The following is a 26025-nucleotide window of genomic DNA, read 5'->3' on the forward strand; positions in this document are numbered from 1 at the left end:
ACCGATCCTTAACAGGCTCTGTTCAATTTTCGCCGGCCCAGCCCTTTGGATTGACCGCCATGTCGCAATCGCTTCTGGCCACCCGCCGCTTCGCGCCGCTCTTCTGGCGCCAGTTCTTCGCCGCCTTCAACGATAATTTCCTCAAGAATGCGCTGGTTCTGATGATCCTCGCGCAGATCGGCGGCGAAAAGGGCGCGTCTCTCGTCACGCTCGCCGGCGCCATTTTCATCGCGCCCTTCTTCCTGCTCTCGGGGATCGCGGGCGAGATGGCGGATAAATTCGACAAGGCGACCATCGCGCGCCGCCTGAGCCTCGCCGAAATCGGCGTCGCCGGGCTTTCGGCCGCGGGTTTCTATTTCTCGGACGTGACGACGCTTTTTGTGGCGCTCGCGCTCTTTGGCGTCACCGGCGCGCTGTTTGGCCCGGTCAAATACGGCATTTTGCCGGATCATCTCACGCGCGAGGAGCTGCCGGCCGGCAACGCCCTCGTCGAGAGCGCGACCTTTCTCGCCATTCTCGCCGGCACCATCGCCGGCGGCCTCGCCATGCAGGCGCATGACGAGGCCTATGGCGCCCTCGCCTTTGTGGGCGGCGTCATGGCGGTGGCGCTTGCGAGCTACGCCGCGGCCTGGTTCATCCCCTCGACGCAAAGCGCGGCGGCGGATCTCAAGATCGACGCCAATATCTTCCGCTCGACCTTCAGGCTGATGAAGGCGCTGCGCGCCGAGCGGTCGCTGCGCAGACTTACGACAGTGACGAGCCTCTTCTGGCTCTATGGCTCCATCGCCATGTCGCTGATGCCGCCGCTCGTCACGCAGTCTCTGCATGGCGCCGAGAGCGTCGTCACGCTCCATCTGACGATTTTCGCCGTCGCCATCGGCGCGGGCTCGGGGCTTGCCGCCTTTCTGCTCAAGGGCCGCATCGTCCTGCTGCCTGCCGCAATCGGCGCCGCCCTCGTCGCCATCGCGTCCTTCGATCTTGGCGTCGCCGAGCTCTCGCGCTTCGCGGCGGAAAGCCCCACGCTCGGAATCGCCGATTATTTCAACCAGCCCGGCGCGCTGCGCGCCTCGCTCGCCCTCGCGCTGCTCGCCCTCGCCGGCGGGCTGATGATCGTGCCCTCCTTCGCCGCCATACAGGCGCAGAGTCCGGCGGATCAGCGCGCCCGCACCGTCGCGGCGGTCAATGTCCATAACGCCGCCTATATGGCCGCGGGCGGCGCCGGCGTCGCTTTTCTGCAGGCGCAGGGCGTGACCCTGGCGCAGCTTTTCCTCGGCATGGGCGCGGTCGCTCTGCTGTCGGCGATCTGGATTCGCTACGCCGTGGTGAAGAATCCGATCCTCGACTTATTATCGATTATTTTTCGGTCCTTCTACCGGCTCGAAGTGAAGGGGCTCGACAATCTGGAGAGGGCGGGACCCAACCCGATCATCGCCCTCAACCATGTCAGCTTCCTCGATGCGGCGGCGATCCTCTCCGTGCTGCCCAAAGACCCCGTCTTCGCCATCGACCACGGTATCTCCCAGCGCTGGTGGGTGAAGCCCTTTCTCAAACTCACCCGCGCCATTCCGCTCGATCCCGCGAAGCCGCTCGGCACGCGCACGCTCATCAACGCGGTGAAGGCGGGCGAGTCTCTCGTGATCTTCCCCGAGGGGCGTCTCACCGTCACCGGCGCGCTGATGAAGGTCTATGACGGCGCCGGGCTCATTGCGGAAAAATCCGGCAGCCTTGTTCTGCCGGTAAAGATCGAGGGCCCGGAGGCGACCATCTTCTCGCGCCTGACGCGCGAACAGGCGCGCCGCCGCCTTTTCCCCAAATTCACCCTCACCATGCAGGAGCCCGTGCGCCTCACGGTCGACGAGGAATTGAAGGGCAAGGCCCGGCGCATGGCGGCGGGCGCGGCGCTCTATCAGATCATGTCGGATCTGATCTTCCGCACGACCAAGCAGGACGAGACGATTTTCGAGGCCGTCGTGCGGGCGGGCGACAAGCATGGTTTATCGCGCATCGCGCTGGAAGACCCGCTGAGCGGCGCGCTCACCTACAAAAGGATTCTCATCGGCGCACGCGCGCTCGGCGAAAAAATCGCGAAGATCGATAGCGCGGGCGATTGCGTCGGGATCATGCTGCCGAACGCCAATGCGGCGGGCGTCACTTTCCTCGCGGTGACGTCTGCCGGGCGCGTTCCCGCCATGATCAACTTCACCGCCGGCGCCGCAAATATTCTCTCCGGCTGCGAAGCGGCCGGCGTCAAAACCATTCTCACCTCGCGCGCCTTCATCGAGAAGGGCAAGCTCGAGAAGCTCGTCGCCGCGCTCGAAGAGAAAGTGACGCTCGTCTATCTCGAAGAAATGCGAGCGGGCGTCACTTCTTTCGACAGACTGAACGCCTTTCTGCGCTTCAAAAAGCCGGTCGTCGCGCGCAACGCGGGCGATATGGCCGCCGTGCTCTTCACCTCCGGCTCGGAGGGCGCGCCCAAGGGCGTGGCGCTGTCGCACGCCAATATGCTCGCCAACGCCGCGCAGGCGGCGGCGCGCATCGACTTCGGCCGCCAGGACAAGGTGTTCAACGTGCTGCCGGTGTTTCACTGCTTCGGGCTGACGATCGGCTTCATGCTGCCGCTCATCTCCGGCGTGCCGGTCTATTTCTACCCCTCGCCGCTGCATTATCGCATCGTGCCGGAGATGATTTACGACACAAACGCCACGATCTTCTTCGGCACCGACACCTTCCTTGCCGGCTATGCGCGCAGCGCCCACGCCTATGACTTCCGCTCGATCCGCTATGTCGTCGCCGGCGCGGAGCCGGTGAAGCAATCGACCCGCGACCTTTGGAGCGAAAAATTCGGCGTTCGAATCCTCGAAGGCTATGGCGTCACCGAGACGGCGCCGGTTCTCGCGCTCAACACGCCGATGTTCAATAAATTCGGCACCGTGGGCCGCATCATGCCGGGCGTCGAGGTCAAGCTCGAGAGCGTGCCGGGCGTCGAGGAAGGCGGCCGCCTGCTCGTGCGCGGCCCCAATGTGATGATGGGATATCTCATGGCCGACAAGCCCGGCGTGCTGCAGGCGCCGGAGGACGGCTGGCACGACACCGGCGACATCGTCACGATCGACGCGCAGGGTTTCGTGACGATCAAAGGCCGCGCCAAGCGCTTCGCCAAAATCGGCGGCGAAATGGTGTCGCTCGCAGCCATTGAGCAGCTCGCCGCCGAGCTCTGGCCCAAGGCGCTCTCCGCGGCGGCGACCGAGATCGACCCGCGCAAGGGCGAGCGTATCGTGCTCGTCACCCAGCAGAAGGACGCGACGCGCGCCGATTTCGCAGCCTACGCCAAATCAAAGGGGGCGTCGGATTTGTCGATCCCGGCGGAGATCATGGTCGTCGAGCACGTGCCGCTGCTGGGCTCGGGCAAGCTCGACTTCGCGGCGGTGACGAAAATGGTGCGCGACCGCAACCGCTATCTCGGCGGCGGGCCGCGTCTGCCCAACGGAGTGCTGGGGCGGATTGATGGGAATGTCGCGGTTGTGGGGTGAACCCCCTCCCTGACCCTCTCCCGCTTTGCGGGAGAGGGGACGCTCACGATCAACATCGTCTAAGAGGGCCCGCGACTGCTCCCTCTCTCGCGTAAAGCGGGGGAGGGTCAGGGAGGGGGCAATGCGCTACTCCCAAAACGGCTCAAGCTTCCTCAACCGCTTTTCGCTCCTCTTCGCATGCGCCACGCCGGCCTGCGCCGCATGGGCGAACCAGCCGCGCACAAAGCCCGAGGCGCGCAGAGCGTCGCCACCCTCGGCGTCGATCTCGTCGAGCAGCGTATTCGCCGTCTCCATGTCGTTGTAATCGCCGAGCCCGTCCTGCATCTCCGCGAGCGTGGCGGAGAATTCTTCGGCGTCATCGGCATCTGAAAACAGGCTCTCGAAAAACTCCGCGCCATAGCGCGCTTTTTTGAGAGCGATGCGCACCTGGTGCCGCTCCTCCGGCGTCAGATCGGCAAGACCCTTGGCCTTCTTTACAACGCGCTTGCGCAGCTTCGTGAGCGCCGCTGCCGCGAAGTCCTTCGCCGAACTCTCTTCGCGCGCCTGAGGCTGCGCGGTCCACTCGCGCTTGGCGATCGCCTCGCGAAAATCGGCAAGAAAAGCGCGCGCCTTCCGGCCCTCGACTGCCGCGCGCGCAGCGCGATAGGCGATTATGCGGCGCGTTTCGATCGCGGCGAGAAGCGCCTCGTAACTCGCATCGCCCTGGAGCGTTTCGCCAGGGCCTTCCGCAAGCATGTCGAGAAACACGTCCCAATTGCGCGCCCGTCCGAGAACGCCCGCAAGCGCCTTGGCCCGATCGCGCGCGGCCGCGAGGGCAGAGCCCGACAGCGCGTCGCGGAACGTCCCGATCCCCGCCCGCAAACGCCGCAGGGCCACGCGCATCTGATGGACGCTTTCGGCCGACTCATCAGCCAGAAAGACGGGCGCATTGGCCTCGAAGTGGTCGAGCGCCGACGAAAAGACGCAGACCGCAGCGTCCTCGACAGAGTCGGTTGCAAGCAGCTTCACAGGCCGGGCCTTCTGTGGCCCTGCCGGCATGACGGGCTCGAGACGCAGGTCCGCGGCCGGGGCGATCGCCTCGGGAGAGACGCCATGGGGCGCGGGCCGTTCCATGCTTGCTCCTGTCGGAATTGCCGAAGATTTTGGTTGTCGGGCGCATCAGGTCAAGTGCGGCGCAGCAATAAAGCGTCGCCATACTTGATTAAGACGCCCGCGCCTGCTTTATCGCGGCGCACCATTCGCACAAGGAGGCAAGAGTAAATGTCCGTATGGCCCGTCTATGGCAAAATCACCGGCCCGATCGTTCTGATCGGCTTCGGCTCCATCGGACGCGGCATCTTGCCCCTGATCGAGCGCCATTTCGACTTCGACAAGAGCCGCTTCACCGTCATCGATCCGGTCGATACGCATCGCCGGCTGCTCGATGAACGCGGCATTGCTTTTCTCCAAGAAAAGCTCACCCCCGAGAACTATCGCGAAGTGCTCACGCCCCTTCTGACGAACGGCGGCGGACAGGCCTTCATCGTGAATCTCTCGGTCGACGTCTCCTCGCTCGACATGATCAAGCTCGCCCGCGAGCTGAAAGCGCTTTACGTCGACACCGTCATCGAGCCCTGGCCGGGCTTCTATTTCGACAAGAACATGGGCAATGAGGCCCGCACCAATTACGCGCTGCGCGAGACCGTTCTGGAAGAGCGCCGCAAGAACCCGGGCGGCACGACCGCCGTCTCCTGCGTCGGCGCCAATCCCGGCATGGTGTCCTGGTTCGTCAAGCAGGCGCTCGTCGACATCGCCAAGGACACGGGCGTCTTCGACAAGGAGCCGACGACCCGCGCCGAATGGGGCGCGCTGGCGCAAAAGCTCGGCGTCAAGGGCATCCATGTCGCCGAACGCGACACACAGCGCGCGCGCGGCCCCAAGCCGCAGAATGTCTTCGTCAACACCTGGTCGGTCGAGGGCTTTGTTTCGGAGGGCATGCAGCCGGCCGAGCTCGGCTGGGGCACGCATGAGAAATCGCTGCCGGACATCGGCCGCACGCATTCCACCGGCTGCGGCGCAGCGATCTATCTGCTCTCGCCCGGCGCCAACACTCGCGTGCGCAGCTGGTGCCCGACGCCGGGCGCGCAATTCGGCTTCCTTGTCACGCACAATGAAGCGATCTCGATCGCCGATTTTCTGACCGTGCGCGACGGCGCGGGCAATGTCGCCTATCGCCCGACCTGCCATTACGCCTATCATCCGGCCAATGACGCCGTTCTGTCGCTGCACGAAATCTTCGGCGCGGCCGGCAAGATGCAGCCGAGCTGGAAGATCCTCGACGAGAACGAGATCGTCGACGGCATCGACGAGCTTGGCGTGCTGATCTTCGGCCACGCCAAGAATGCTTATTGGTACGGCTCGCAGCTCTCGATCGAAGAGACGCGCGATCTCGCACCTTATCAGAACGCGACCGGCCTGCAGGTGTCCTCCGCCGCGGTCGCCGGCATGGTCTGGGCGCTGGAGAATCCGGAAGCCGGCATCGTCGAGGCGGATGAGGTCGACTACAAGCGCTGCCTCGAAGTGCAGCTGCCCTATCTCGGGCCGGTAAAGGGCTATTACACCGACTGGACGCCTCTGGAAGGCCGCCCCGGCTTGTTCCCCGAGGACATCGACGAGAGCGATCCCTGGCAGTTCAAGAATATTCTGGTGCGTTGATCGCCGGCGTCACGCCCTCGACTTCGCAACGAAACGCATGGAGGCGGCGCGCGAGCGCTGCCTCTTTTTTGTCTGAATTCTCAAGGCCCTACCGGGAATCCTGAACGACCACCCGCCGTCATTGCGAGGAGCAAAGCGACGAAGCAATCCAGGGCAGCCACTGCGGCTCCTGGATTGCTTCACTTCGCTCGCAATGACGGCGCTCGTCTGCTTTTGATCCCTGCTGGCCCGCCAGCCCGCCGGGGGAAAACTCCGATGCGAGCCGTCCAAAGCGGGACGTGCTCATCCCCGCCGCCCGAGGCTTAACTTCATCTTAAACCCTCTTGCATGCGCCGAGATTGTTCTTTATTTGTTCCTTATTCGCGCTATGTTCCGCTTCGGCAGGTCGAGCCGCAGCGGGGCAACGAGTCCCCAAAGTCGCGATCACGGGAGGCCGGTCCCGCCGGCCTCCCCTTAGGGGCCGTTTTGTCGGGAGTGGATCATGGGTCGGCTCGCTGAAATCTCGACGGATGCGCAGGCGCAAATCGGCGCGCTGGTCGAGCCCGAACGGCGGCGCGGGCGCGGTTCGCTTTCCAAGCGCAGCGGCCGCTATGAGAAGGAACTCCGCGAAGAGACCGACGACGGCTGGGGCTCGCTCGAGACCCTGGAGGCGCTGAAGACCAATATCCACGTCGAGAAGCCGCGCTCGATCATCACGAAGAACGATTCTCCCGACATCGCCTTCGACCGCTCGATCAACCCCTATCGCGGCTGCGAGCATGGCTGCGTTTATTGTTTCGCGCGCCCGACCCACGCCTATATGGGCTTCTCGCCTGGGCTCGATTTCGAGACCGAAATTTTTGTAAAAGAAGGCGCGGCGCAGCTTTTGGAGCGCGAACTCTCGGCTCAAAACTACGCGCCGAAAGTCATCGCCATCGGAACGAACACCGATCCGTATCAGCCTTCGGAAAAGCGCCATCGCATCATGCGCTCTATTCTGGAAGTGCTGGCGCGCGCGAAACATCCGGTCGCAATCGTGACGAAATCGACGCTCGTCTTGCGCGATCTCGATCTTCTGGCCCCGATGGCGCAAGACGGGCTCGCCAAGGTCGCTTTTTCGGTGACGACGCTCGATGCGCGCCTCGCCCGGATCATGGAGCCGCGCGCCGCCACGCCCGAGCGCCGGCTCGACGCCATGGAAAAGCTCGCCGCCGCCGGCGTGTCGGTCGCGGTGATGGCGGCGCCGATCATTCCCGCCGTCAATGACGACGAGATCGAGGCGATCCTCACCCGCGCCCACGCGGCGGGCGCGCGTGAAGCGGGCTACATCATGCTGCGCCTGCCTCTCGAAGTTCGCGATCTTTTCAGCGAGTGGCTGGTCGCTAATTTTCCGGACAAGGCACGCCGCGCCCTGTCGCTCGTGCGTTCGACGCGCGGCGGCAAGCTGTACGACCCAACCTTCGGCAAACGCTTCACCGGGGAGGGGCCATATGCGTGGATGCTCGGCCGCCGCTTCGAGCTTGCGGCCAAGCGACTCGGCTTTTCGAGCTCGACCTTCAAATTGCGCACCGACCTCTTCGAGCCGCCGCGCCGGGGTCCGCAGCAGCTCAGCCTCTTTTGAAGGGGAGAGCCGCGAATTTTTCATTGCCAATAAGACGACCAACCGCTTTTTTGACCGCCATGCGCAAGAGAGACCCTAATCGTTCCTGGCCCTGTCATTCTGGCGTCGCGCAATGAGCGCCGGCCCCGACTTCCGCATTGAAGGCCGGTTGCACCGGCAGGGCATCTGGCCTGTCGCCGGCGTTGACGAAGTCGGACGTGGACCGCTCGCCGGGCCCGTCGCCGCCGCCGCAGTCATTCTCGATCCGAAGCGGCTACCGCGCGGCTTGGACGACTCCAAAGCCCTGACGCAGAAGGAACGGGAAGCCGCTTTCGAGCGGATCATGGAAAAAGCGATCGCCGTCAGCATCGCCTTCGTCACGCCCGCTGAGATCGACGTCATCAACATCCGACAAGCGTCGCTCGCCGCAATGATTCGCGCAGTCGCCACCCTGTCTCACGCGCCCGCCTATGTGCTGGTCGACGGCTCCGACCCGCCGCGGCTTTCTTGCCCGTGTCGCGCAATCGTCAAGGGCGACGCCTCGACTCTCTCTATCTCCGCCGCGTCTATCGTCGCAAAAGTGGCGCGTGACGCAATGATGCGGCGACTTGCCGCACATTATCCAAGCTACGGATTCGAGACCAATGTCGGCTATGCGGCGCCGCGCCACCTCGAAGCGCTACGGGAGAACGGCCCAACCCCCGCACATCGCATGAGCTTCTCGCCGCTCCGCGAGAAAGTATAAACGAAACCTTAAAGCTAAGTTTCTTATTTCATTAAGATTTCCGTCCGAAAAAGAGACGCCTCCCAACACCGTTCCTATACGCGGCCTTTACCTCGATCCGGCATCTTCGCAACTGTTGGTAGCGTATGTGGTGTTGAGTTCATGAGTAGCGCGCGCGTCGGGGCGGCCCGCCTCAAATCCCGGATAAAGGTCACGCGTACCGGGACATCCATCGCGGAGCCGCTCCACGCGCAGCCTGCTCGAAATACGATATTGCGCGGCGATTGCGCCAAGCTGATGCAGACGCTGCCCTCGGAGAGCGTCGATCTCGTCTTCGCCGATCCGCCCTACAATCTCCAACTCGCCAATAGACTGACGCGTCCCGACCAGAGTGTCGTCGACGCCGTCGACGACGACTGGGACAAATTCGCGGATTTCTCAGCCTATGACGCCTTCACGCGTGAGTGGCTCGCGGCCGCCCGACGCGTCATGAAGCCCACGGCCACGATCTTCGTCATCGGCTCCTATCACAATATTTTTCGCGTCGGCGCGATCATGCAGGATCTCGGGTTCTGGATCCTCAACGACATCGTCTGGCGCAAGAATAATCCGATGCCGAATTTCCGTGGGCGTCGCTTCACCAATGCCCATGAGACGATGATCTGGGCCGCGCGCGACCCTGCGGTGAAGAGCTACACCTTCAATTACGAAGCGTTGAAGGCCGGCAATGAGGATTGCCAGATGCGGTCGGATTGGCTCTTGCCGATCTGCACGGGCTCCGAACGCCTGAAGGATTCTGAAGGCCGCAAGGCGCATCCGACGCAAAAGCCGGAGACGCTGCTCGCGCGGGTCCTCCTGTCCGCCTCCAATCCCGGCGATCTCGTCCTCGATCCATTCTTCGGCACTGGCACGACGGGCGCGGTCGCGAAACGTCTGCGCCGGGATTTCATCGGGCTCGAGCGCGAAGACGGATATGCGCAGGCGGCGGCCGCGCGCATCGCCGCCGTCGAGCCGCTTTCCGAAGACGCGGTGGCGCTTGCGCCATCCAAGCGCGCCGAACCGCGCATTGCCTTTGCGAGCCTCGTCGAAGCGGGTATGATCGCGCCCGGCGCGGTGTTGATGGACGTCAAAAGACGCCACACGGCCATTGTGCGCCCCGACGGCGCCGTCTCGCTTTCGGGTTTCGTGGGTTCAATCCACAAGACCGGCGCGCTGGCGCAGGGCCTACCGGCGTGCAATGGCTGGACCTTCTGGCATTACGAGACGAACGGCCGCCTTGCGCCAATCGACGAATTGCGCGCCCAGGCCCGCGAGTCGCTCCGCGAGGCCGCGGAATAAAGCACCGACCCCCTTGTTGGACCGCCGGCCTTCAGCCCCGCCTTTCAAAAGATTGCTGAAAGTAGTGTCGACGCCCCTCGTGCTTCGAGACGCCTGCTGCGCAGGCTCCTCAGCATGAGGGGCTTTCTATAACTGCGACAGATTGCTTATAGTCCTCATCCTGAGGAGCTTGCGTCTCGAAGGGTGTGGCCGCCTCGGCGGTTTGCAAACAAACAAGCGCTTCCCGGAGGCGTGCGGTCCATTCGCTAGACGAGGAACCCGCCGTAGAAGCCGACGAGCAGCACGACGCCGATGAAGGCGCGATAGGCGACAAAGGGCCAGGCCGAAAAGCGCTCCAGAATGCGCAGCAGGGTCCAGATCGCCGCGAAGGCCGAGATCGACGCCACGAGGAGGCCGAGCGACAGCACCGACCAACCGTGAAAATCGAGATGCGCCTTGTGCAGCTCCCATAGCTCCTTGACGCCGGCAAGCGCGATGGCAGGCAGGCCGAGCAGGAAGGAGAAACGCGCCGCCTCTTCGCGCTTGAGATCCAGAAAGAGCGCCGCGGTCAGCGTCGAGCCCGAGCGCGATACGCCGGGGATGAGCGCGCCGACCTGGGCGAAGCCGACGATCAAGGCGTCTTTCAGGCTCACATGGTCGAGCGTGCGCTTGTGATTGCAGTAAAGCTCGGCGAGCGCGAGTAGAGCGGCCATGACGATGCAGGAAATGCCGATGACCGGAAGCGAACGCAGCGGCGAGCCGCAGGTGTTGAGCGTATGCGACAGCAGAATCCCGGCAAGCCCGATCGGCACGGTCGCGAAGCCAATCCAAAGGACGAAGCGGAAGGTCCAGTCGTTGAAATCACGCCGCCGAATTGCGCCAACGGAGCCAATCGCTAACGCGCGTATGTCGCCCCAGAAATAGCTGACCACCGCGGCGAGCGCTGCGAGCTGCATGGCGGCCGAGAAAGCCGAGCCGGGGTCCTTCCAGCCGAGCAGCGCGGGCACGATGCGCATATGCGCCGTCGAGGAGATCGGCAGCAGCTCGGAAATGCCTTGGACGACTCCGAGCGCCGCCACCTTCATATAGCCGAGATCGACGAAACCCGTATCGAGACCATTGGTGCAAGCCGTCGCCATTTTCTCTCCGCCGGAATGGGGCGCGGGGGCTCCGCGCGTGGGCGCCACGGAATATTGACCATGCGCGGTTGTGGTTAATGGAAAGAAAACGCGGCGCAACGGGGGCAAGAGAAATGGGGGCAAGCGAAAGGCCCCCGCGCGCGCCGCTAAATCCGGCTTATTTGAACAGCGCCATCGCTTTCAACAGCGTGATGGACACGCCCCAGGCGAGCGGAATGCCGACCGCGAGCCAGGAGAGGATCAGGACCGGCGACAGGTGGGGCGCCGCGCGGCTGGCGATCGGGGCAACAGGATCGTGGGGCTCCAGCCCCTCCTCGAGGAAATCCTCGAAATCGGCGTGGGTCTCTTCCTCTTCCTGCTTCACCGCAGCGACGCTGGTCTTCTTCTCGGCCGCGACCTCTTCATCGGTCATATAATATTTCTCGGCGACCGGCCGAACGAGGAGATTGCAGACGAGCCCCGCCAGCAGCAGGGCGGCGAGCACATACATTGTCTGGTTGTAGGCAGCCTCGCGCGGCACGCCGATCGAAAGCTGATATTCGCGGATGTAGTTCACCAGCACCGGGCCGAGCACGCCCGCCGTCGACCAGGCGGTGAGCAGCCGGCCGTGAATGGCGCCGACGTAATGCGTGCCGAAAATATCCGCGAGATACGCCGGAATAGTCGCGAAGCCGCCGCCATACATGGTGATGATGACGGCGAAGAGCAGAACGAACAGGAAGATCAATCCGCCCTTCGCTGCGAAAGGCGCGGCGGCGTAGAGGCCCAGGCCGAGCACGAAGAAGATCGCATAGGTGCCCTTGCGGCCGAAGGCGTCGGAGGCCGAGGCCCAGCCAATGCGCCCGCCGATGTTACACAGGCTCAGGAGGCCGGTGAAGCCGGCGGCGATGGCGGCGATCTGCTTCTTCTGGTCGGCGTTCAAGGCGTCGAAGCCGAGGTCGAGGCCGATGAGCCTGCCGCCGAAGACCTCCTGCAACATGGGCGACGCCATGCCGAGCACGCCGATGCCGGCCGAGACATTGAGGCAGAGCACGCCCCAGAGCAGCCAGAATTGCGGGGTCTTCCAGGCGACGTCGAGATGGACGTGGCGATGGGTGACCATGGCGTTGGCGGCGGGCGCCGGCGGCGTCCAACCCTTGGGCGCCCAACCGTCGGCCGGCACGCGATAGCCCAGCGAGCCGCTGACCATGAATATGAAATAAATGCCGGCGAGCGCCACGAAGGTCTGCCAGACGCCGGGCGAGGTCGGCGTCGCGAAATAGCCCATTAACCGATCCGCGAGCGGCGCGCCGATCATGGCGCCGCCGCCGAAGCCCATGATGGCGAGGCCGGTCGCGAGGCCGCGCCGGTCGGGAAACCATTTGATGAGCGTCGAGACGGGCGAGATATAGCCCAGACCGAGGCCGACGCCGCCGATGACGCCGGAGCCGAGCCAGAGCATCCAGATCTGGTGAAGGTAAATGCCCAGCGCCGAGATCAGCAGGCCGCCGCACCAGCAGAAGGAAGCGGCGAGGCCGGCTTTACGGGGGCCGGCCGTCTCCAGCCAATGGCCGAAGATCGCCGCCGAGGAGCCGAGCAGAACGAAGAACAGCGTGAAGGTCCAGCCCAGCATGCTGATCTTCCAGTCGCAATTGGTTGCGACGATCGTCTGGAAGAAGCCCATGTCGGCCGGGCATTCCTTCGGCGCCGCGCCGCCGACGATGCGTGACAGCGGCAGCCAGAAGACCGAGAAGCCATAGGCCATGCCGATGCAAAGATGCACGGCGAGGGCGGCTGGCGGAACGAGCCAGCGGTTGAACGTCGGCGAAGCGATGGAGCGCTCGCGGCTCAGGAAACTTGGTTGCGGCGCAACAGCGACGTCCATCTCTCGACCTTTCACGGCGCGGGATGGCGCCGAATTGACGCGAATGAAAAGCAAAGGCGCTTGGTGGCTTGCTTCATATCGCGCCGCGAAAGATTGATCAATGAAGCGGGAGCTTTTGAGCCCGCGAAAAGGCGGGTAGGCGAGGGATGCCCCCTCCTTAGCCCTCCCCCGCTTCGCGGGAGAGGGGGTAGAGCGTCGCTTTTGCCAAGATTGCTGGTCCCGAGAAGTAGCGATTTCCCGCTTGAGCCCGGGCCTACTCCCTCTCCCGCGATAGCGGGGGAGGGTTGGGGAGGGGGCCTTACGCCACCGTTTTCTCGATGATGCGCGCGAGGTCGGTCATGATGACGTTGAGGTCGTAGTTCTTGGGCGTATAGACCGCCGCCACACCCGATTCGAGCAGGAGCTTCTCATCCGCCGGCGGGATGATGCCGCCGACGACGAGCGGCGCCGAGACGCCCTCCTCTTTCATCAGCCGCATCACCTCATGGGCGAGCGTCACATGCGAGCCCGAGAGGATGGAAAGGCCGATGCAATGCGCGCCCTCCTTTTTCGCAGTCTCGACCAGCTCGGCCGGGGTGGAGCGGATGCCAGCATAAATCACGTCGAAGCCCGCGTCCCGCGCGCGCACGGCGATCTGCTCGGCGCCGTTCGAATGGCCGTCGAGGCCCGGCTTGCCGACCAGGAATTTCGCGCGCTTGCCGATCTTCTGCGAGACGCGCTCGACCTCGCCGCGCACCACGTCGAGCTGGCCGCCGACCTGGCGCGCGGTGGAGGAAACGCCCGTCGGCGCGCGATATTCGCCGAAGACGCCGCGCAAAACATTGCCCCATTCGCCTGTCGTCACGCCCGCCTTGGCGGCGGCGATCGACGGTTCGACCATGTTGCGGCCTTCCTTGGCGGCGCGGACAAGCTCCTCGATGGCGGCCTGCGCCGCCTTGTTGTCACGGGCCGCGCGCCAGGCCTCGAGCCGCGCGATCTGCTCGGCCTCGACGCCCTCCGGCACGACCATGATCGAATCTTCCCCGGTGGCGAGCGGCGACGGCTCGGTCGAGGTGAATTTATTGACGCCGACGACGGTCTGCTCGCCGGCCTCGATCGCCTCGAGGCGCGCGGTGTTGGACTCCACGAGCTTCGACTTCATATAGCCGATCTCGACGGCCGCCGCGGCGCCGCCCAGCGCGTCGATCTTCTTCAGCTCGGCCTTGGCCTCTTCCTTCAGCTCGGCGACCTTGCGGGCGATCTCCGGGTTGCCGTCGAAGATGTCGCCATATTCCAGAAGGTCGGTCTCATAGGCCATGATCTGCTGCATGCGCAGCGACCATTGCTGATCGAAGGGACGCGGCAGGCCGAGCGCCTCGTTCCAGGCGGGAAGCTGCACGGCGCGGGCGCGGGCGTTCTTGGAGAGCACCACCGCCAGCATCTCGATGAGAATGCGATAGACGTTGTTTTCCGGCTGCTGCTCGGTGAGGCCCAGCGAATTGACCTGCACGCCATAGCGGAAGCGGCGTAGCTTCTCGTCCTTCACGCCATAGCGTTCGCGGGTGATCTCCTCCCACAGCTCGGTGAAGGCGCGCATCTTGGAGAGTTCCGTGACGAAGCGCATGCCGGCGTTGACGAAGAAGGAGATGCGGCCGACGACCTGGCCGAAATCCGCCTCTGAAAGACCGGCGGCTTTCACGCCGTCGAGGATCGCCACGGCGGTGGCCAGCGCATAGGCGAGCTCCTGGGCCGGCGTCGCGCCCGCTTCCTGCAGATGGTAGGAGCAGACGTTCATCGGGTTGAACTTGGGACATTCCTTCGTGGTGAAGAGAATGAGGTCCTGCGTCAGGCGCAGCGACTGCTTCGGCGGGAAGACATAAGAGCCGCGCGAGAGATATTCCTTGATGATGTCGTTCTGCGTCGTGCCCTGCAGCTTGGCGCGCGGCGCGCCCTGCTCCTCGGCGGCGGCGATATAGAGCGCCATCAGCCACACGGCGGTGGCGTTGATGGTCATCGACGTGTTCATCTCGGCCAGAGGGATGCCGTCGAAGAGGGTGCGCATGTCGCCGAGATGCGAGACCGGCACGCCGACCTTGCCGACCTCGCCGCGCGAGAGGATGTGGTCGCTGTCGTAGCCGGTTTGCGTGGGCAGATCGAAGGCGATGGAAAGACCCGTCTGGCCCTTGGCGAGATTGGAGCGATAGAGCCGGTTCGACGCCTCGGCGGTCGAGTGACCGGCGTAGGTGCGGAACATCCAGGGCTTATCGCGGCCAGCGTTCCGGGTCTTCTCGGCAGACTTGTCGTTCATCGGGTTCCTCCTCGCCGCTGCGATAGCACAGAGGGGCGTTTTGACAAGTCAGGGCTTAGACCAGCGCCGCGGAAACCCTCACTCCCGCGCCTTCGCCTGCTTCTGCGCCTCCTCCGGCCACAGCTCGCGCAGCGGCATCGGCAGGTCCGAGACGACCTTCGCGGTTTCGTTGAAATCCAGCTCCCGCCACATCACCGCAAAGACCGCCCGCGCGGCGGCGCCGGGGCTTAGAGGGAAGCCCGGCAGCAGCTCGCGCGCGATCCTCTCCTCGAATTGCTCGACCCGGCGTTGGACGTCCGGCTTGTCGGCGAGCCGATAGCCTTCGAAGTAAAGCCCGCGCACCAGCATCGGAAGCTGCGCGCCGAGATGCATCGCCTGTTCCGGGGTCAGCCGGTCGCGAAGCGCATGGAGCACGGCGCGCAGCGCGCCATAGGCGTGCGGTCGGTCGCCCAGCTTGTGATCCTCCGCCAGGCATTTGAGCCAGACATTGGTCAGCTGAACCGTGTGATCGAGCGCGGATACCTGGGTGTCGCTCATGACGCGCGCCTTTCAAAAGCCTTCGCCCCGCGCCCAATCTGCCCCAACGTCCAGAATTATGCGTCGCCCGCGCGCCCGCAAGCTGGGGCGGGCGTCCGGTCGCCTTAGTTAAGTCTCTGAACGGCGCTTTAAGGGGAGCTTCACCCCAAAGAATTCCCCGTATATGAATGCGCCCGGCGGGACGGCGACCGCGAAGAGGCCGTCATCCCTGAAGGAAATTCGACCGACGGGCCGCCGAGACGAAAGAAGCGCCCGAGGAGACGCGACGTTGACCGATAAAAAAGATCTTTACGAGTTGGGTGAAATTCCGCCGCTCGGCCATGTTCCCAAGAACATGTACGCCTGGGTGGTGCGCAAGGAGCGTCACGGCCCGCCGGATCAGGCGATGCAGCTCGAGGTCGTGCCGACCTGGGAGCTCGACAGCCATGACGTGCTCGTCCTCGTGATGGCGGCCGGCGTCAATTACAACGGCGTCTGGGCGGCGCTCGGCGAGCCGATTTCGGTCCTCGACGCGCACAAGCACCCCTATCATATCGCCGGCTCCGACGCGGCGGGCATCGTCTGGGCCGTCGGCTCCAAGGTGAAGCGCTGGAAGGTCGGCGACGAGGTCATCGTCCACTGCAATCAGGACGACGGCGACGACGAGGAGTGCAATGGCGGCGATCCGATGTTCTCGGCCTCGCAGCGCATCTGGGGCTATGAGACGCCGGACGGCTCCTTCGCCCAGTTCTGCCGCGTGCAGGACCGCCAGCTGATGCAGCGCCCCAAGCATCTCACTTGGGAAGAATCGGCCTGCTACACGCTGACGCTCGCCACCGCCTATCGCATGCTCTTCGGCCATGAGCCGCATGAGCTGAAGCCTGGCCACAATGTGCTGGTGTGGGGCGCCTCGGGCGGCCTCGGCGTCTTCGCGGTGCAGATTTGCGCCGCCTCCGGCGCCAACGCCATCGGCGTGATCTCGGACGAATCCAAGCGCGATTACGTGATGTCGCTCGGCGCCAAGGGCGTGATCAACCGCAAGGATTTCAAGTGCTGGGGCCTGATGCCCAAGGTCAACTCGCCCGAATATGTCGAGTGGACCAAGGAAGCGCGTAAATTCGGCAAGGCGATCTGGGACATCACCGGCAAGAAGGACGTCGACATCGTCTTCGAACATCCGGGCGAGGCGACCTTCCCGGTCTCCTGCCTCGTCGCCAAGCGCGGCGGCATGGTGGTGTTCTGCGCCGGCACCTCGGGCTTCAACATCACCTTCGACGCCCGCTATGTGTGGATGCGCCAGAAGCGCATTCAGGGCTCGCATTTCGCGCATCTGAAACAGGCGGCCGCCGCCAACCAGTTCGTGATCGACCGCCGCGTCGACCCCTGCATGTCGGAGGTCTTCGCCTGGGACAAGATCCCGCTGGCGCATATGAAGATGTGGAAGAACGAGCACGCCCCCGGCAATATGGCCGTGCTGGTCAACGCCCCCGAGCCTGGCCTGCATACGGTCGAGGACGTGGTCGAGGCCTATAACAAGAAGAAGTGAACCCCGCTTACGCGGGGCCACCCTCCCCATAAGGGGCAACCTACTTCGTCATGGCCGGGCTCGTCCCGGCCATGACGGACTCCCGCAGCCGTGAAGGGGATCGATAGCTCTCGCTAGCGTTCACCGCTCCCTATTTCTGCGCCGCGATGCACTTTCCAGCGATCTCTCTCAGCCGCTTCCCCCGTTCGGCGTCGTCCGTCACGCCAACGAGCGCCTGACTGCGCGTCGCCTCCTCGGCCGTGCAGACGCAGGCGTCGTGGCAGAAGCCCTGCTCGGCGCCCTCTTCGCGACAGCTTCTGACGCATTCGGCGACAAAACTGCTGGCTGGCTCCTGCGGCGGCGCAATCATGACGAGGCCGGTGAAAACCGCGAAGAGCATGGGCTGGTGCACAAGATAGATCAGTAGGCTGTTGCGGCCCGCATAGGCTAGCCAAGCCTTTTCTTTTCGCGCAGCGAGAGGGGTGGGGGCTTGCCGCGCCAGCCACGCCGGGGGCAGTCCCGCCTCGACCGAGGTCTCGACCGGCTTCCCCTCATCCCCCCCCGCCTTCTCCCCATAAAGGCGGCGAACGATCAGCCGCCCCGCCCCGACGCCCAAAATCATCGCCCCGGCCCAGGGAAAGAACGGACGCCAGTCCTGTGTGTACGGCTCGGTGGTCGAGAGCCCGAGCCATTGCAGCCAGCTCGAATTGAAGGCCGGCGCAGCCAAAACATGCGGCGCGGCGAAAAACAGGACGCCCGCAACCAGCGCTGCAGGCCAGGGCAGGAAGAGAAATCCGACCGCGAGCAGGCTCGCCGCCGCGATGCAGTGAAGAATGCCGAAAAAGACGAAGGCGCTCGGGAAGACGATATAAGTGCCGACGCTCACCAGTCCCGCCGCGCCGGCGACGATGGCGAAGCGCCGCCAGAAGGCCCGCCACTGCACCCCGTTGCGGTGCGCCAGCGCGAGCGACACGCCGGCGATGAAAAGAAACGAAAAGGCGATCGCATGGCCGAAGGCCTTCACCGGCGCCGACCATGGGATCGACGCGGCGATATAGCCGAAATGGCCGAGATCCCAGGTGAGGTGAAAGGCGACCATCGCCAGCACGGCGAGGCCGCGCGCGGCGTCGAGCGCGCCCCAGCGCCCGACGGTCATTTGCCCGTAACGCCCTGGAACTTGCTGAACACCATATCCGGCGCCGAGAGATTGTGGCGCGAGGGCAGATGCCGTCCGACCCAGACTTCCGTGGCGCTGGCGCCGGGGAAGTCGATGACCGGGGCTTCCGCCCAACCCTTGCCGCGTTTCGAGCGCCAGGCGACGATCGCCGCGTCGCTCATCGTCTCCATCGCATACATCGAGCGCAGCGCCGCGAAGGGCCGCCCGCCCGCGATTGCATCGTCGAAGGAGACATCGAGCGTGAGCCGCTCCTGATCGATGCTCTTCAAAGAGACTTTCGCCTCGCCGCCACGCTTGAATTTCAGCGTGAAGCTGCGCGTCTTCGGATCGAAGACGATCTCCTCATAAGCGACGATCGGGCGTTCCTGCGTCTCGACGGGGCCGACGAGGAAGGAGGAGCCATAGGCGGTCCAGCGCATATCCTCGAAGGGCAGCGGCCGGGCGCGCCAATAGCCGTCCGGCGGATAGAAGACCATGATCTCCTCGGCGCGCTCGCGATACCACATCCAAACCTGGATGAGATGGAAGCCCGTCTCCACCTGGTCGCCGATGCGGATCGGCACGTCGTTGGGCCGCCAAAAGGAGGGGAAGGTGTAGCCGGTCATCCAGAATTCCGGCGTCTCCCAGAAAGTGCGCCGGCGCGCCTGGGCGAAGAATTTCGGATCATGGGAGAGGTCGCAGCTCGACCAGTCGGGCGCCCAGCGGTCCGAAACGATCGTATTGATGTAGGACGGATGGACCGCCTGTATTTGCAGGCCCCGGATGCGCGGCGAGACGAAGTCGAGCTCGATATTGTCCTTCTCGGCGCAGAGCTCCTGCACGGATTTGTTCTCGACGCGCACTTGCAGCTCGTCGAGCTGTTCCTGCGCCGAGGGCTGGGCGAAAGCGGGCGTAGCGGCGAGCGCGCCGGCGCCCATGAGAAATCGGCGGCGATCGAAAGACGTCACGGGGCTTCCTCGAAGGTGTTCGCGACAGGAGTGTTGCGCCGCTTATTTCACGGCTCTCAAGGCGAAAACAAGGAGAGGCGCGTTATTGGCCGACTTGCGCTCCAGCCATGCTGGAAAATCGCCCCGCGCAAGCATGGCGGCGAGCCCGTCCGGCGCAGCGGAAACGAGTGACGAGGGCGCCTTGGCGCGCGCGCACCATACAACGAGCCCCGCGCCCGCTTCGCGCAACAGCGCCTCGGCCTCATTGGGCGGGGCCATGAAGGCGTTGGCGGCGAGGAGATTGCCGTGATTGTCGCGATGATAGGGCGCCGCAAAAACGCTGTGCGGCGTATGGGCGAGAATATGGCTGCCGAAATCGAAGGAGCCGAGGACGCGCGCCGGGGGCTGCGCAGCGAGCGGGGCGAGCGCTTGCGGCGTCAGGCAGGCGCGCTCGCCATCCGCCTCGCTATCGTCCCCCGAGGGCAGCGCCAGCGCGAGGCCGATCGGCGAAACGAGGAGCGCAAGGAAGGCGGCGAGGGGGGCGCGTAGCGCGGCGCTCACGCGCAAGCGTTCGCCCAGTGCAACGATGGCGGCGGCGAGCGGCGCCATCGCCAGCGGCGTCACGGACGAGAAAACCCGTAGCTGCCAGAGACCCGCCGCAAGGCCCACCGCGACAAGAGCGGCTGTGAGCAGCCAGCGCCGCCGCGCGAGGCCCTGCGCGCGCCAAGCGAAGGCGGCCGCGGCCGCGAGTCCGAGCGCGACGGGCGCGGCGGTGGCGACGACAAGGCCGGGCGCTTTGGGGAAGAGCGCAAAAAGCGGCTTCGCCTCGGCCACATGGGAAAGCCAGAGATCCCGTATCAGAGGATCGAGCCCCACGAGCGGATCGCCGAGGCAATGGGGCGCAAGCAGGAGGACGCTCGAAAGCGTTACGAGTCCGGCCCCGCCCGCTGCGAGAAGGCGAGCGCGGAAAGTCGGGAGCCACGGAGCGGCCAAAGCCAGCGCAATGAGCGACGCGGCGCCAACGCCAAGCGCGGCGATATGCGCGAAAGAGAAGGTGTCACAAACGGAAGCGAAATAACGGACGCTCGGAACAGTGGTCACGTAGAAGGCGGGAAAGGCGACGGGGACGCCGCCGGCAAACCACAGAAGCCGCCCCCGCGCCGCCGCGCCCTCGAAGACGAAAAGCAAGGGAAGCGCCGCCACAATCACGGCGAAGAAGGGCAGGTTTTCGAGGCTGATCGCGAAAGAGAGCGCCATCAGCGCCGCGCTGGCGGCGAGGCGGCTCGCCTGCTTCCCATCGAGGCCTTGCAGAAAAAAGCAGAGCGACGCCGCCAATGTGACGATCTGGGGCGCATGATGGTCGATGCGGCCCGGCGTGAATTGCAGAAACATCGCCCCCGAGAGCATGGCGAGCCAAATCGCGAGGCTTCGCGCGCGGGGGCCGGAGAGAATGGCCGCGAGCCAGCCGACGACCGCGAAAAGCGCGGCGAGCAAAAGGAAGGGAAAGACGAGCCGCGTCGCCCGCTCCGCATATTCCGGCGCGAGAAAGCGCGAAAAGAGCAGATCGAGCCCGGCGAGCGGAACGTCGACGATCCGCGACCAATGCATCGGCAGCCCACCCGGCGGATCGAGGCGATAGGCGGTCACGTCGAACCAGGGCTGGCCCGCGAGGAAATCACGTAGCTGCACGGCCCGCATAGCGTCGTCGGAATCGAAAAAGGCGCCCGTGCGCCAGACGGCCTCAGTGCGCGAGAAGGACAGCGCCGCCGCGCAGAGAAGCGAAAGAGCAAGCACGAGGCCGGACGGGAAGCCGAAGTCCGTCGCCGCTTGGCGGCCCGCGGCGCTCCGCGCATCAGGCGTGGCGAGATCGGTCATCGTGCATCCTTAGAGCGTCGGGCGCTCATATCTCGGCTTTGAACAGCAGGCCCCGGCGCGAGACGAAATTGAACATGAAGACGAAGCCCGCCGTCGCCGCCTTGGCGATCGAGAGCGGCAGGCCGAACTCTCCGACGAAGAGGCGCATGAGGGCCTCGGTCAGCAGGAGGCCGATGACGCCCGTGACCAGAAAGCCGAAAATCTCGACGCGCGGCGCGCGGGCGCGCCGTCCCTCGAAGACGAAGCGGATGCTGAGGAGATAGATCAGGCAGAGGCCGGAAAGAAAGCCCGCGGCGGCGGCCTGCAGATAGCCGACGCCGAAGCCTTTCGTGAGCGACATCAGGACTGCGTAATCCAGCGCCAAAGCAAAGACGCTCGCCGCCGCATAGCGGATCATGTCGCGCACAAAGCGCAGGAGACGTCCCGGCGCCAGGCCCACAGCGAGCGCGCCATGCGCATCCGTCAGAAGCGACATGGTCACGCCACCTTTTGCGGCACGAGCCGTTCGCTCGCCAGCGCTTCCTCGGCTCCCGCGACGCCCGCCTCGGAATATTCGGCGTCCTCATTGACCCGCCAGATGTCGAAGGTCTCTTCGCCGCGAATGATGTTGAGCGCGGCGAGCATGCCAGTCATCATGGCGTGGTCCTGATTGTTATATTTGTGCATGCCATTGCGGCCGATCGGATGCAGCGTCGGGAAGCGCGCGGCGATCTCGCGGCGGATCGTCTCGACATTCTCGGCGTAAGCGTCGTCGTAAACCGGATAGGCCTTGGCCTGACGCACGACGCAGGCGTCCACCACGTCATCGGGGTCCATAAGCCCGATCTGGCCGATCTCTCCCTTGGCGAGCGCGATCAGCTCCTCATCGGGCGCGGCCCAGAGCCCGTCGCCCTCGAAGCAGAAATATTCGAGCCCGAGGCAGGTGGAGACGCCGTCGGCGATCATCTCGGGCGACCAGCTCCTGAAGTTCTGCACCCGGCCGACCTTCACGGAAGGGTCGTGGATATAAACCCAATTGTCGGGCAGCTCCTTCTGCGGGCGCCCGATCAGCACCACGGTCAGGAAGTCGCGATATTTGAGGGCGCGGGCGTTGAAGAGGCTCAAGGGCTTGGGCTCGACGGCGTTCATCAGATCGCGCATCGGCGCCGACGACATCACGTGGCGTGCATGGAAGGTTTCAACGTCGCCATTCGGCTTTGCGGCGCGCACGGTCCAGAGCCTGGACGCCGCGTCGTAGTGGATTTGGTCGACGCTTCGGCCCATGAGGAGACGTCCGCCCATCTCCTGCATCTTGCGGGCGCAGGCCTCCCACATCATGCCGGGACCGCGGCGCGGATAGCGGAAGCTCTCGATCAGTGTTTTGGCGCCGGCCCCGGCCTTGCGCAGGCCAAGCGAACGGCGCAAGCCGTCCATGATCGCCGCGCTCAGCGAAAGCCCCTTGATGCGCTGCGCCGCCCAATCGGCGGAAATCTCGTCGCAGCCCATGCCCCACACTTTCTCGGTGTAGGTCTTGAAGAAGATGCCGAAGAGCCGCTCGCCGAACTGATTGCGCACCCACTGGTGGAAGGTCTTGGGCTCCTTGACCGGGAAGGCCTTGGCCCAGGCGAAGGAGGCCATGCACAAGGCGCTTTCGAAAAGGCCGAGATTCCTCAGCGCCTCGAAGGCTTTCAGCGGATAGGCGTAGAACTTCCCCCGGTAATAGATACGCGACAGGCGCGGCCGCTCCAGAAAATCATCGGGCAGGATCTCGTTCCAGAGGTCGACGATCTCCTTCGACTTGGAGAAGAAACGATGCCCGCCGATGTCGAACAGGAAACCCTTGTAGCTCGCCGTGCGCGAAATGCCGCCGACATAGGTCGGGTCCTGCTCCAGCACCAATGCGTCGCGCCCGTGTTTTGCGAGCGTATATCCTGCCGTCAAACCGGCAGGGCCGGCCCCGATGATGATCGTTTCGATAATCTCGCCCATGCCAGCCCTGAAGTCGGGCTCCTCGCCGCGGCGGGAGCCCTTGCCTGAAGCGGACCCACATGGGGGCCGCCGCCCGGCAAGCATTCTGGTTTAGGGCCGTTAATGGGCAGTTACGTTAACGTTACGCGCGGGCGCGCGCACTCACCACATTGGCGCGAAGGGTTGCTCCTGCCAGCTGCGAACCGTGCCATAATGGTGATGACGGACAGGCGCATAGGCCATGGCGTGCGCGTGATGGCGCCGCAGGCTGGCGTAGCGGGTGGCGCGCACCGGCGGCGCGCCCGTGATCGAAATGCTGCCTCCTTCCGCCTGCACAATCTCATAGAGCCGCTTGGCGTTGCCGGGCGCGAGGCGCACGCAGCCATGCGACGCGGGGCGTCCCAAGGCGCCGGTGGCGTAGGTGCCATGGATAGCGTAGCCGCCGCGAAAGAAGATCGAGTAGGGCATGGGCGACATGTGGTATTTGCGGGAATAATGCATCCGCTGCATGCCGGTCGGCGCATAGGAGCCGCGCGGCGTCGCATAGCCGGCCCGCGCCGTCGAGACAGGCCAGCTGTAGCTGCCCTCGTTCGAGTCGACATGCATGGTCTGCGTCGACAAATCGATGTGGATGTTCGCGGTAGCGTGGGCCAGGCCGAAGGACATGAAAAAGGCCGCCACAGCCAGCAAGATGATTCTCAAACGCATGACGCCCACTCCAAGAAAACACTTATTGTCGAGATTGTGCCGCAATGATGTTCGAACGGCAACGTAAATGGACCGGTAAGGTTGACAGGGGATGATAACCTAAAAGAGGGCGAGCGTGCGTCAGCAAGACAAGACGGTGAGAGAAATGCGCGCATTTAGACTTGTGACGACGCTGTTGGCGCTGACCCTGGCGGGCGCAGGCGCCGCTCAAGACAAGGGAACGCTCGACCCGAAGCCTCTGCCGCCGCTCGCCAATCCTTCCGCCCCCACGACCCCGGCGAAGGAGCTCTTCGGCCGGGCGGCGGACAGCGCGCCGCTCGAGCCGGACCCGATCGGTTTTTATTCGCGCGGCTGCCTGGCGGGTGGAGAACAACTCCCCGTCAACGGCCCGCATTGGCAGGTCATGCGCCTCTCGCGCAACCGCAATTGGGGCCATCCGGAGCTCGTCCGCTTCCTGGAGAATTTCTCGGCCAAGGCGGCGCAGGCCGCGGGCTGGCCGGGCCTTCTCGTCGGCGACATGTCGCAGCCGCGCGGCGGACCGATGCTGACCGGCCACGCCTCGCACCAGATCGGCCTCGACGCCGATATCTGGCTCTCGCCGATGCCCAGGCGCGAGCTCACCCGCGCCGAGCGCGAGGAGATGTCGGCGACCGACGTCGTGCGCGAGGATCTCCTCGACGTGAAGCCGAACGTCTGGAGCGAGGGACACATCGCGCTCATTCGCGCTGCGGCGATGGAGCCAAAGGTACAGCGCATTTTCGTCAACCCGGCGATCAAGCGCGCCCTATGCCGCGTCGCGGAGGGCGAATCCTGGATGCGCAAGGTGCGCCCCATGTGGGGGCACAATTACCATTTCCACGTCCGGCTCTTCTGCCCCGACGGCTCGAGCTGCAAGGATCAGGACCCGACGCCTGCCGGCGACGGCTGCGATCAGTCGCTGGCCTGGTGGTTCACGGACGAGGCGCTGCACCCGAAGAAATCGACGAAATCCTGGCCGCCCATGACCATGGCGGCCTTGCCCACGGCCTGCCAGCAGGTGCTGCGGGCGGAGTGACGCCGACTCCCGTCATTGCGAGCGAAGCGAAGCAATCCAGAGCCGCTATAGCTGCCCTGGATTGCTTCGTCGCTTTGCTCCTCGCAATAACGGCGGGTGGCGTGGCGGTCAGCCCGCCCCGGTTCCGACAGGGCAGGAGACCCCGGTGCCGCCGAGCCCGCAATAACCGCTCGGGTTCTTGGCGAGATATTGCTGGTGGTAGGCCTCCGCATAATAAAACAGCGGCGCGGGCCGGATTTCCGTGGTGATCGGGCCGTAGCCGGCCCTGGTCAATACCTGTTGATACGAAGCCTTCGAGGCCTCCGCCGCCGCGAGCTGCTCGGGCGTCGAGGTGTAGATGACCGAGCGATATTGGGTCCCGACGTCATTGCCCTGGCGCATGCCTTGGGTCGGATCGTGGCTCTCCCAGAAAATCCGCAAAAGGCTCTCGAAAGACATCCTGGCCGGGTCGTAGACCACCAGAACGACCTCCGCATGGCCGGTCCTGCCGGTGCAGACGTCTTCGTAAGTGGCGTTCTTGCTCGTTCCGCCCGCGTAGCCGACGGCGGTGACGTGAACCCCCTCGCCCGCCTGCCAGAATTTGCGCTCGGCGCCCCAGAAGCAGCCCATGCCGAAAAGAACCTGCTGGGTCCCGGCCGGAAAGGGCGGATCGAGCGACGCGCCAGTGACGAAATGGCGCGCGCCATGTGGAACGGGCGTTTCGCGGTCCGGGATCGGCCCCAGCCGCCGGGCGAGGTCGAGCTTGTCGAAGAGAGACATGCTTCGAAGAATAACGCGCCATTCAGCGGCGCCAATAGCGATTCGACGCCTCGCGCTTATGGCTGAAGATAATGAAGAAGGCCCCCAGGCCGCCGAGGGCGACGCTCACCGGCAGAAGGAGCAGCGTGGTCGCTACGGGGTCCCATAGAGAGGCCGATTTCGCTTGGATGTTCGATTCCAACGACCGATAGAGCGACGGGAAAGAGTCCGCGAGGCCGCTGCGCAGCGACGTGACCAAAAGCGACCCGCCCGCGATCGAGCGCGTGCCGTCGACAATGAGGGCGATGAATCCTCCGGCGAGTAGCAGCAGTCCGAGGAAGCGGGTCACGAGGCGCAGCATATGCCCAACCATAAGTGCATGGCGCGCCTCTGTCCACGCGGCGCCAGTTCCATTTCCGCCACGG

General features: G+C 64.7%; 20 protein-coding genes. 7 read left to right on the forward strand and 13 right to left on the reverse strand.

Annotated features, from left to right (window positions below; all coding sequences use genetic code 11):
• The first annotated feature begins 59 nt into the window (after positions 1-59).
• Positions 60-3530, forward strand: coding sequence for an acyl-[ACP]--phospholipid O-acyltransferase (locus OGR47_RS00485; RefSeq protein ID WP_165049652.1), 3471 nt, complete (start codon positions 60-62; stop codon positions 3528-3530).
• A gap of 126 nt (positions 3531-3656) precedes the next feature.
• On the opposite strand, the gene OGR47_RS00490 is transcribed toward OGR47_RS00485, so the two are convergent.
• Positions 3657-4643 (reverse strand): CHAD domain-containing protein, encoded by a 987-nt coding sequence (locus tag OGR47_RS00490; RefSeq protein ID WP_165049655.1) that lies wholly within the window; start codon positions 4641-4643, stop codon positions 3657-3659.
• 147 nt (positions 4644-4790) lie between these two features.
• Here OGR47_RS00490 and OGR47_RS00495 point away from each other — a divergent pair, with 147 nt between their 5' ends.
• The 4 genes from OGR47_RS00495 (at position 4791) to OGR47_RS00510 (ending at position 9865) form a co-directional block, all read left to right on the forward strand.
• A complete protein-coding gene (locus OGR47_RS00495) occupies positions 4791-6224 on the forward strand; it encodes a homospermidine synthase (RefSeq protein ID WP_165049657.1) in 1434 nt (477 codons plus the stop codon).
• A 481-nt stretch (positions 6225-6705) separates the two neighbouring features.
• Complete coding sequence (locus tag OGR47_RS00500; RefSeq protein ID WP_165049659.1) at positions 6706-7824, forward strand: PA0069 family radical SAM protein; 1119 nt, start codon at positions 6706-6708, stop codon at positions 7822-7824.
• A 112-nt stretch (positions 7825-7936) separates the two neighbouring features.
• A complete protein-coding gene (locus OGR47_RS00505) occupies positions 7937-8548 on the forward strand; it encodes a ribonuclease HII (RefSeq protein WP_165049661.1) in 612 nt (203 codons plus the stop codon).
• Positions 8549-8689: 141 nt separating this feature from the next.
• Entirely contained in the window at positions 8690-9865 is a 1176-nt protein-coding gene (locus OGR47_RS00510; protein ID WP_165049663.1) for a site-specific DNA-methyltransferase, read from the forward strand.
• Between the two features lie 245 nt (positions 9866-10110).
• Here the strand turns inward: OGR47_RS00510 and OGR47_RS00515 are convergent, their stop codons facing one another.
• The 4 genes from OGR47_RS00515 to OGR47_RS00530 form a co-directional block, all read right to left on the reverse strand.
• The gene (locus OGR47_RS00515) at positions 10111-10983 is read right to left on the reverse strand and encodes an undecaprenyl-diphosphate phosphatase (RefSeq protein ID WP_165049679.1); all 873 of its coding nucleotides are present in this window, start codon (positions 10981-10983) and stop codon (positions 10111-10113) included.
• Positions 10984-11140: 157 nt separating this feature from the next.
• Positions 11141-12847: an OFA family MFS transporter gene (locus OGR47_RS00520; protein WP_165049681.1), complete on the reverse strand. Its 1707-nt coding sequence runs from the start codon at positions 12845-12847 to the stop codon at positions 11141-11143.
• A gap of 298 nt (positions 12848-13145) precedes the next feature.
• The gene (locus OGR47_RS00525; protein WP_165049683.1) at positions 13146-15134 is read right to left on the reverse strand and encodes a protein meaA; all 1989 of its coding nucleotides are present in this window, start codon (positions 15132-15134) and stop codon (positions 13146-13148) included.
• Between the two features lie 78 nt (positions 15135-15212).
• Positions 15213-15671 carry a DUF2267 domain-containing protein gene (locus OGR47_RS00530; RefSeq protein WP_165049685.1) on the reverse strand — a complete coding sequence of 153 codons (459 nt, stop codon included), beginning with the start codon at positions 15669-15671 and terminating at the stop codon, positions 15213-15215.
• A gap of 268 nt (positions 15672-15939) precedes the next feature.
• Here OGR47_RS00530 and ccrA point away from each other — a divergent pair, with 268 nt between their 5' ends.
• Positions 15940-17196: a crotonyl-CoA carboxylase/reductase gene (ccrA, locus tag OGR47_RS00535; protein WP_165049687.1), complete on the forward strand. Its 1257-nt coding sequence runs from the start codon at positions 15940-15942 to the stop codon at positions 17194-17196.
• Positions 17197-17326: 130 nt separating this feature from the next.
• On the opposite strand, the gene OGR47_RS00540 is transcribed toward ccrA, so the two are convergent.
• The 6 genes from OGR47_RS00540 to OGR47_RS00565 all read right to left on the reverse strand — a co-directional run bounded on the left by OGR47_RS00540 (position 17327) and on the right by OGR47_RS00565 (position 23808).
• Positions 17327-18331 carry a heparan-alpha-glucosaminide N-acetyltransferase gene (locus OGR47_RS00540; RefSeq protein ID WP_165049690.1) on the reverse strand — a complete coding sequence of 335 codons (1005 nt, stop codon included), beginning with the start codon at positions 18329-18331 and terminating at the stop codon, positions 17327-17329.
• Positions 18328-19269, reverse strand: a complete 942-nt coding sequence (locus tag OGR47_RS00545; RefSeq protein WP_165049847.1) for a hypothetical protein — start codon at positions 19267-19269, stop codon at positions 18328-18330. Before OGR47_RS00545 ends, OGR47_RS00540 begins: the two co-directional genes overlap by 4 nt.
• 72 nt (positions 19270-19341) lie before the next feature.
• Positions 19342-21153, reverse strand: a complete 1812-nt coding sequence (locus OGR47_RS00550; protein WP_206527398.1) for a hypothetical protein — start codon at positions 21151-21153, stop codon at positions 19342-19344.
• 25 nt (positions 21154-21178) lie between these two features.
• Positions 21179-21628 carry a GtrA family protein gene (locus OGR47_RS00555; protein ID WP_165049692.1) on the reverse strand — a complete coding sequence of 150 codons (450 nt, stop codon included), beginning with the start codon at positions 21626-21628 and terminating at the stop codon, positions 21179-21181.
• A gap of 2 nt (positions 21629-21630) precedes the next feature.
• A complete protein-coding gene (locus tag OGR47_RS00560; protein ID WP_165049694.1) occupies positions 21631-23121 on the reverse strand; it encodes an NAD(P)/FAD-dependent oxidoreductase in 1491 nt (496 codons plus the stop codon).
• Positions 23122-23262: 141 nt separating this feature from the next.
• Positions 23263-23808, reverse strand: a complete 546-nt coding sequence (locus OGR47_RS00565; RefSeq protein WP_165049696.1) for a L,D-transpeptidase — start codon at positions 23806-23808, stop codon at positions 23263-23265.
• A 145-nt stretch (positions 23809-23953) separates the two neighbouring features.
• Between OGR47_RS00565 and mepA the strand changes: the two genes are divergently transcribed.
• Positions 23954-24862 carry a penicillin-insensitive murein endopeptidase gene (mepA, locus tag OGR47_RS00570; RefSeq protein ID WP_165049849.1) on the forward strand — a complete coding sequence of 303 codons (909 nt, stop codon included), beginning with the start codon at positions 23954-23956 and terminating at the stop codon, positions 24860-24862.
• Between the two features lie 108 nt (positions 24863-24970).
• Here the strand turns inward: mepA and msrA are convergent, their stop codons facing one another.
• Both msrA and OGR47_RS00580 read right to left on the reverse strand, forming a co-directional pair.
• Complete coding sequence (msrA, locus tag OGR47_RS00575) at positions 24971-25621, reverse strand: peptide-methionine (S)-S-oxide reductase MsrA (protein WP_165049698.1); 651 nt, start codon at positions 25619-25621, stop codon at positions 24971-24973.
• A 22-nt stretch (positions 25622-25643) separates the two neighbouring features.
• Positions 25644-25973 carry a hypothetical protein gene (locus OGR47_RS00580; protein ID WP_246729584.1) on the reverse strand — a complete coding sequence of 110 codons (330 nt, stop codon included), beginning with the start codon at positions 25971-25973 and terminating at the stop codon, positions 25644-25646.
• Between the last annotated feature and the right edge of the window lie 52 nt (positions 25974-26025).

This window comes from Methylocystis sp. MJC1 (assembly GCF_026427715.1).
Classification (GTDB): Bacteria; Pseudomonadota; Alphaproteobacteria; order Rhizobiales; family Beijerinckiaceae; genus Methylocystis.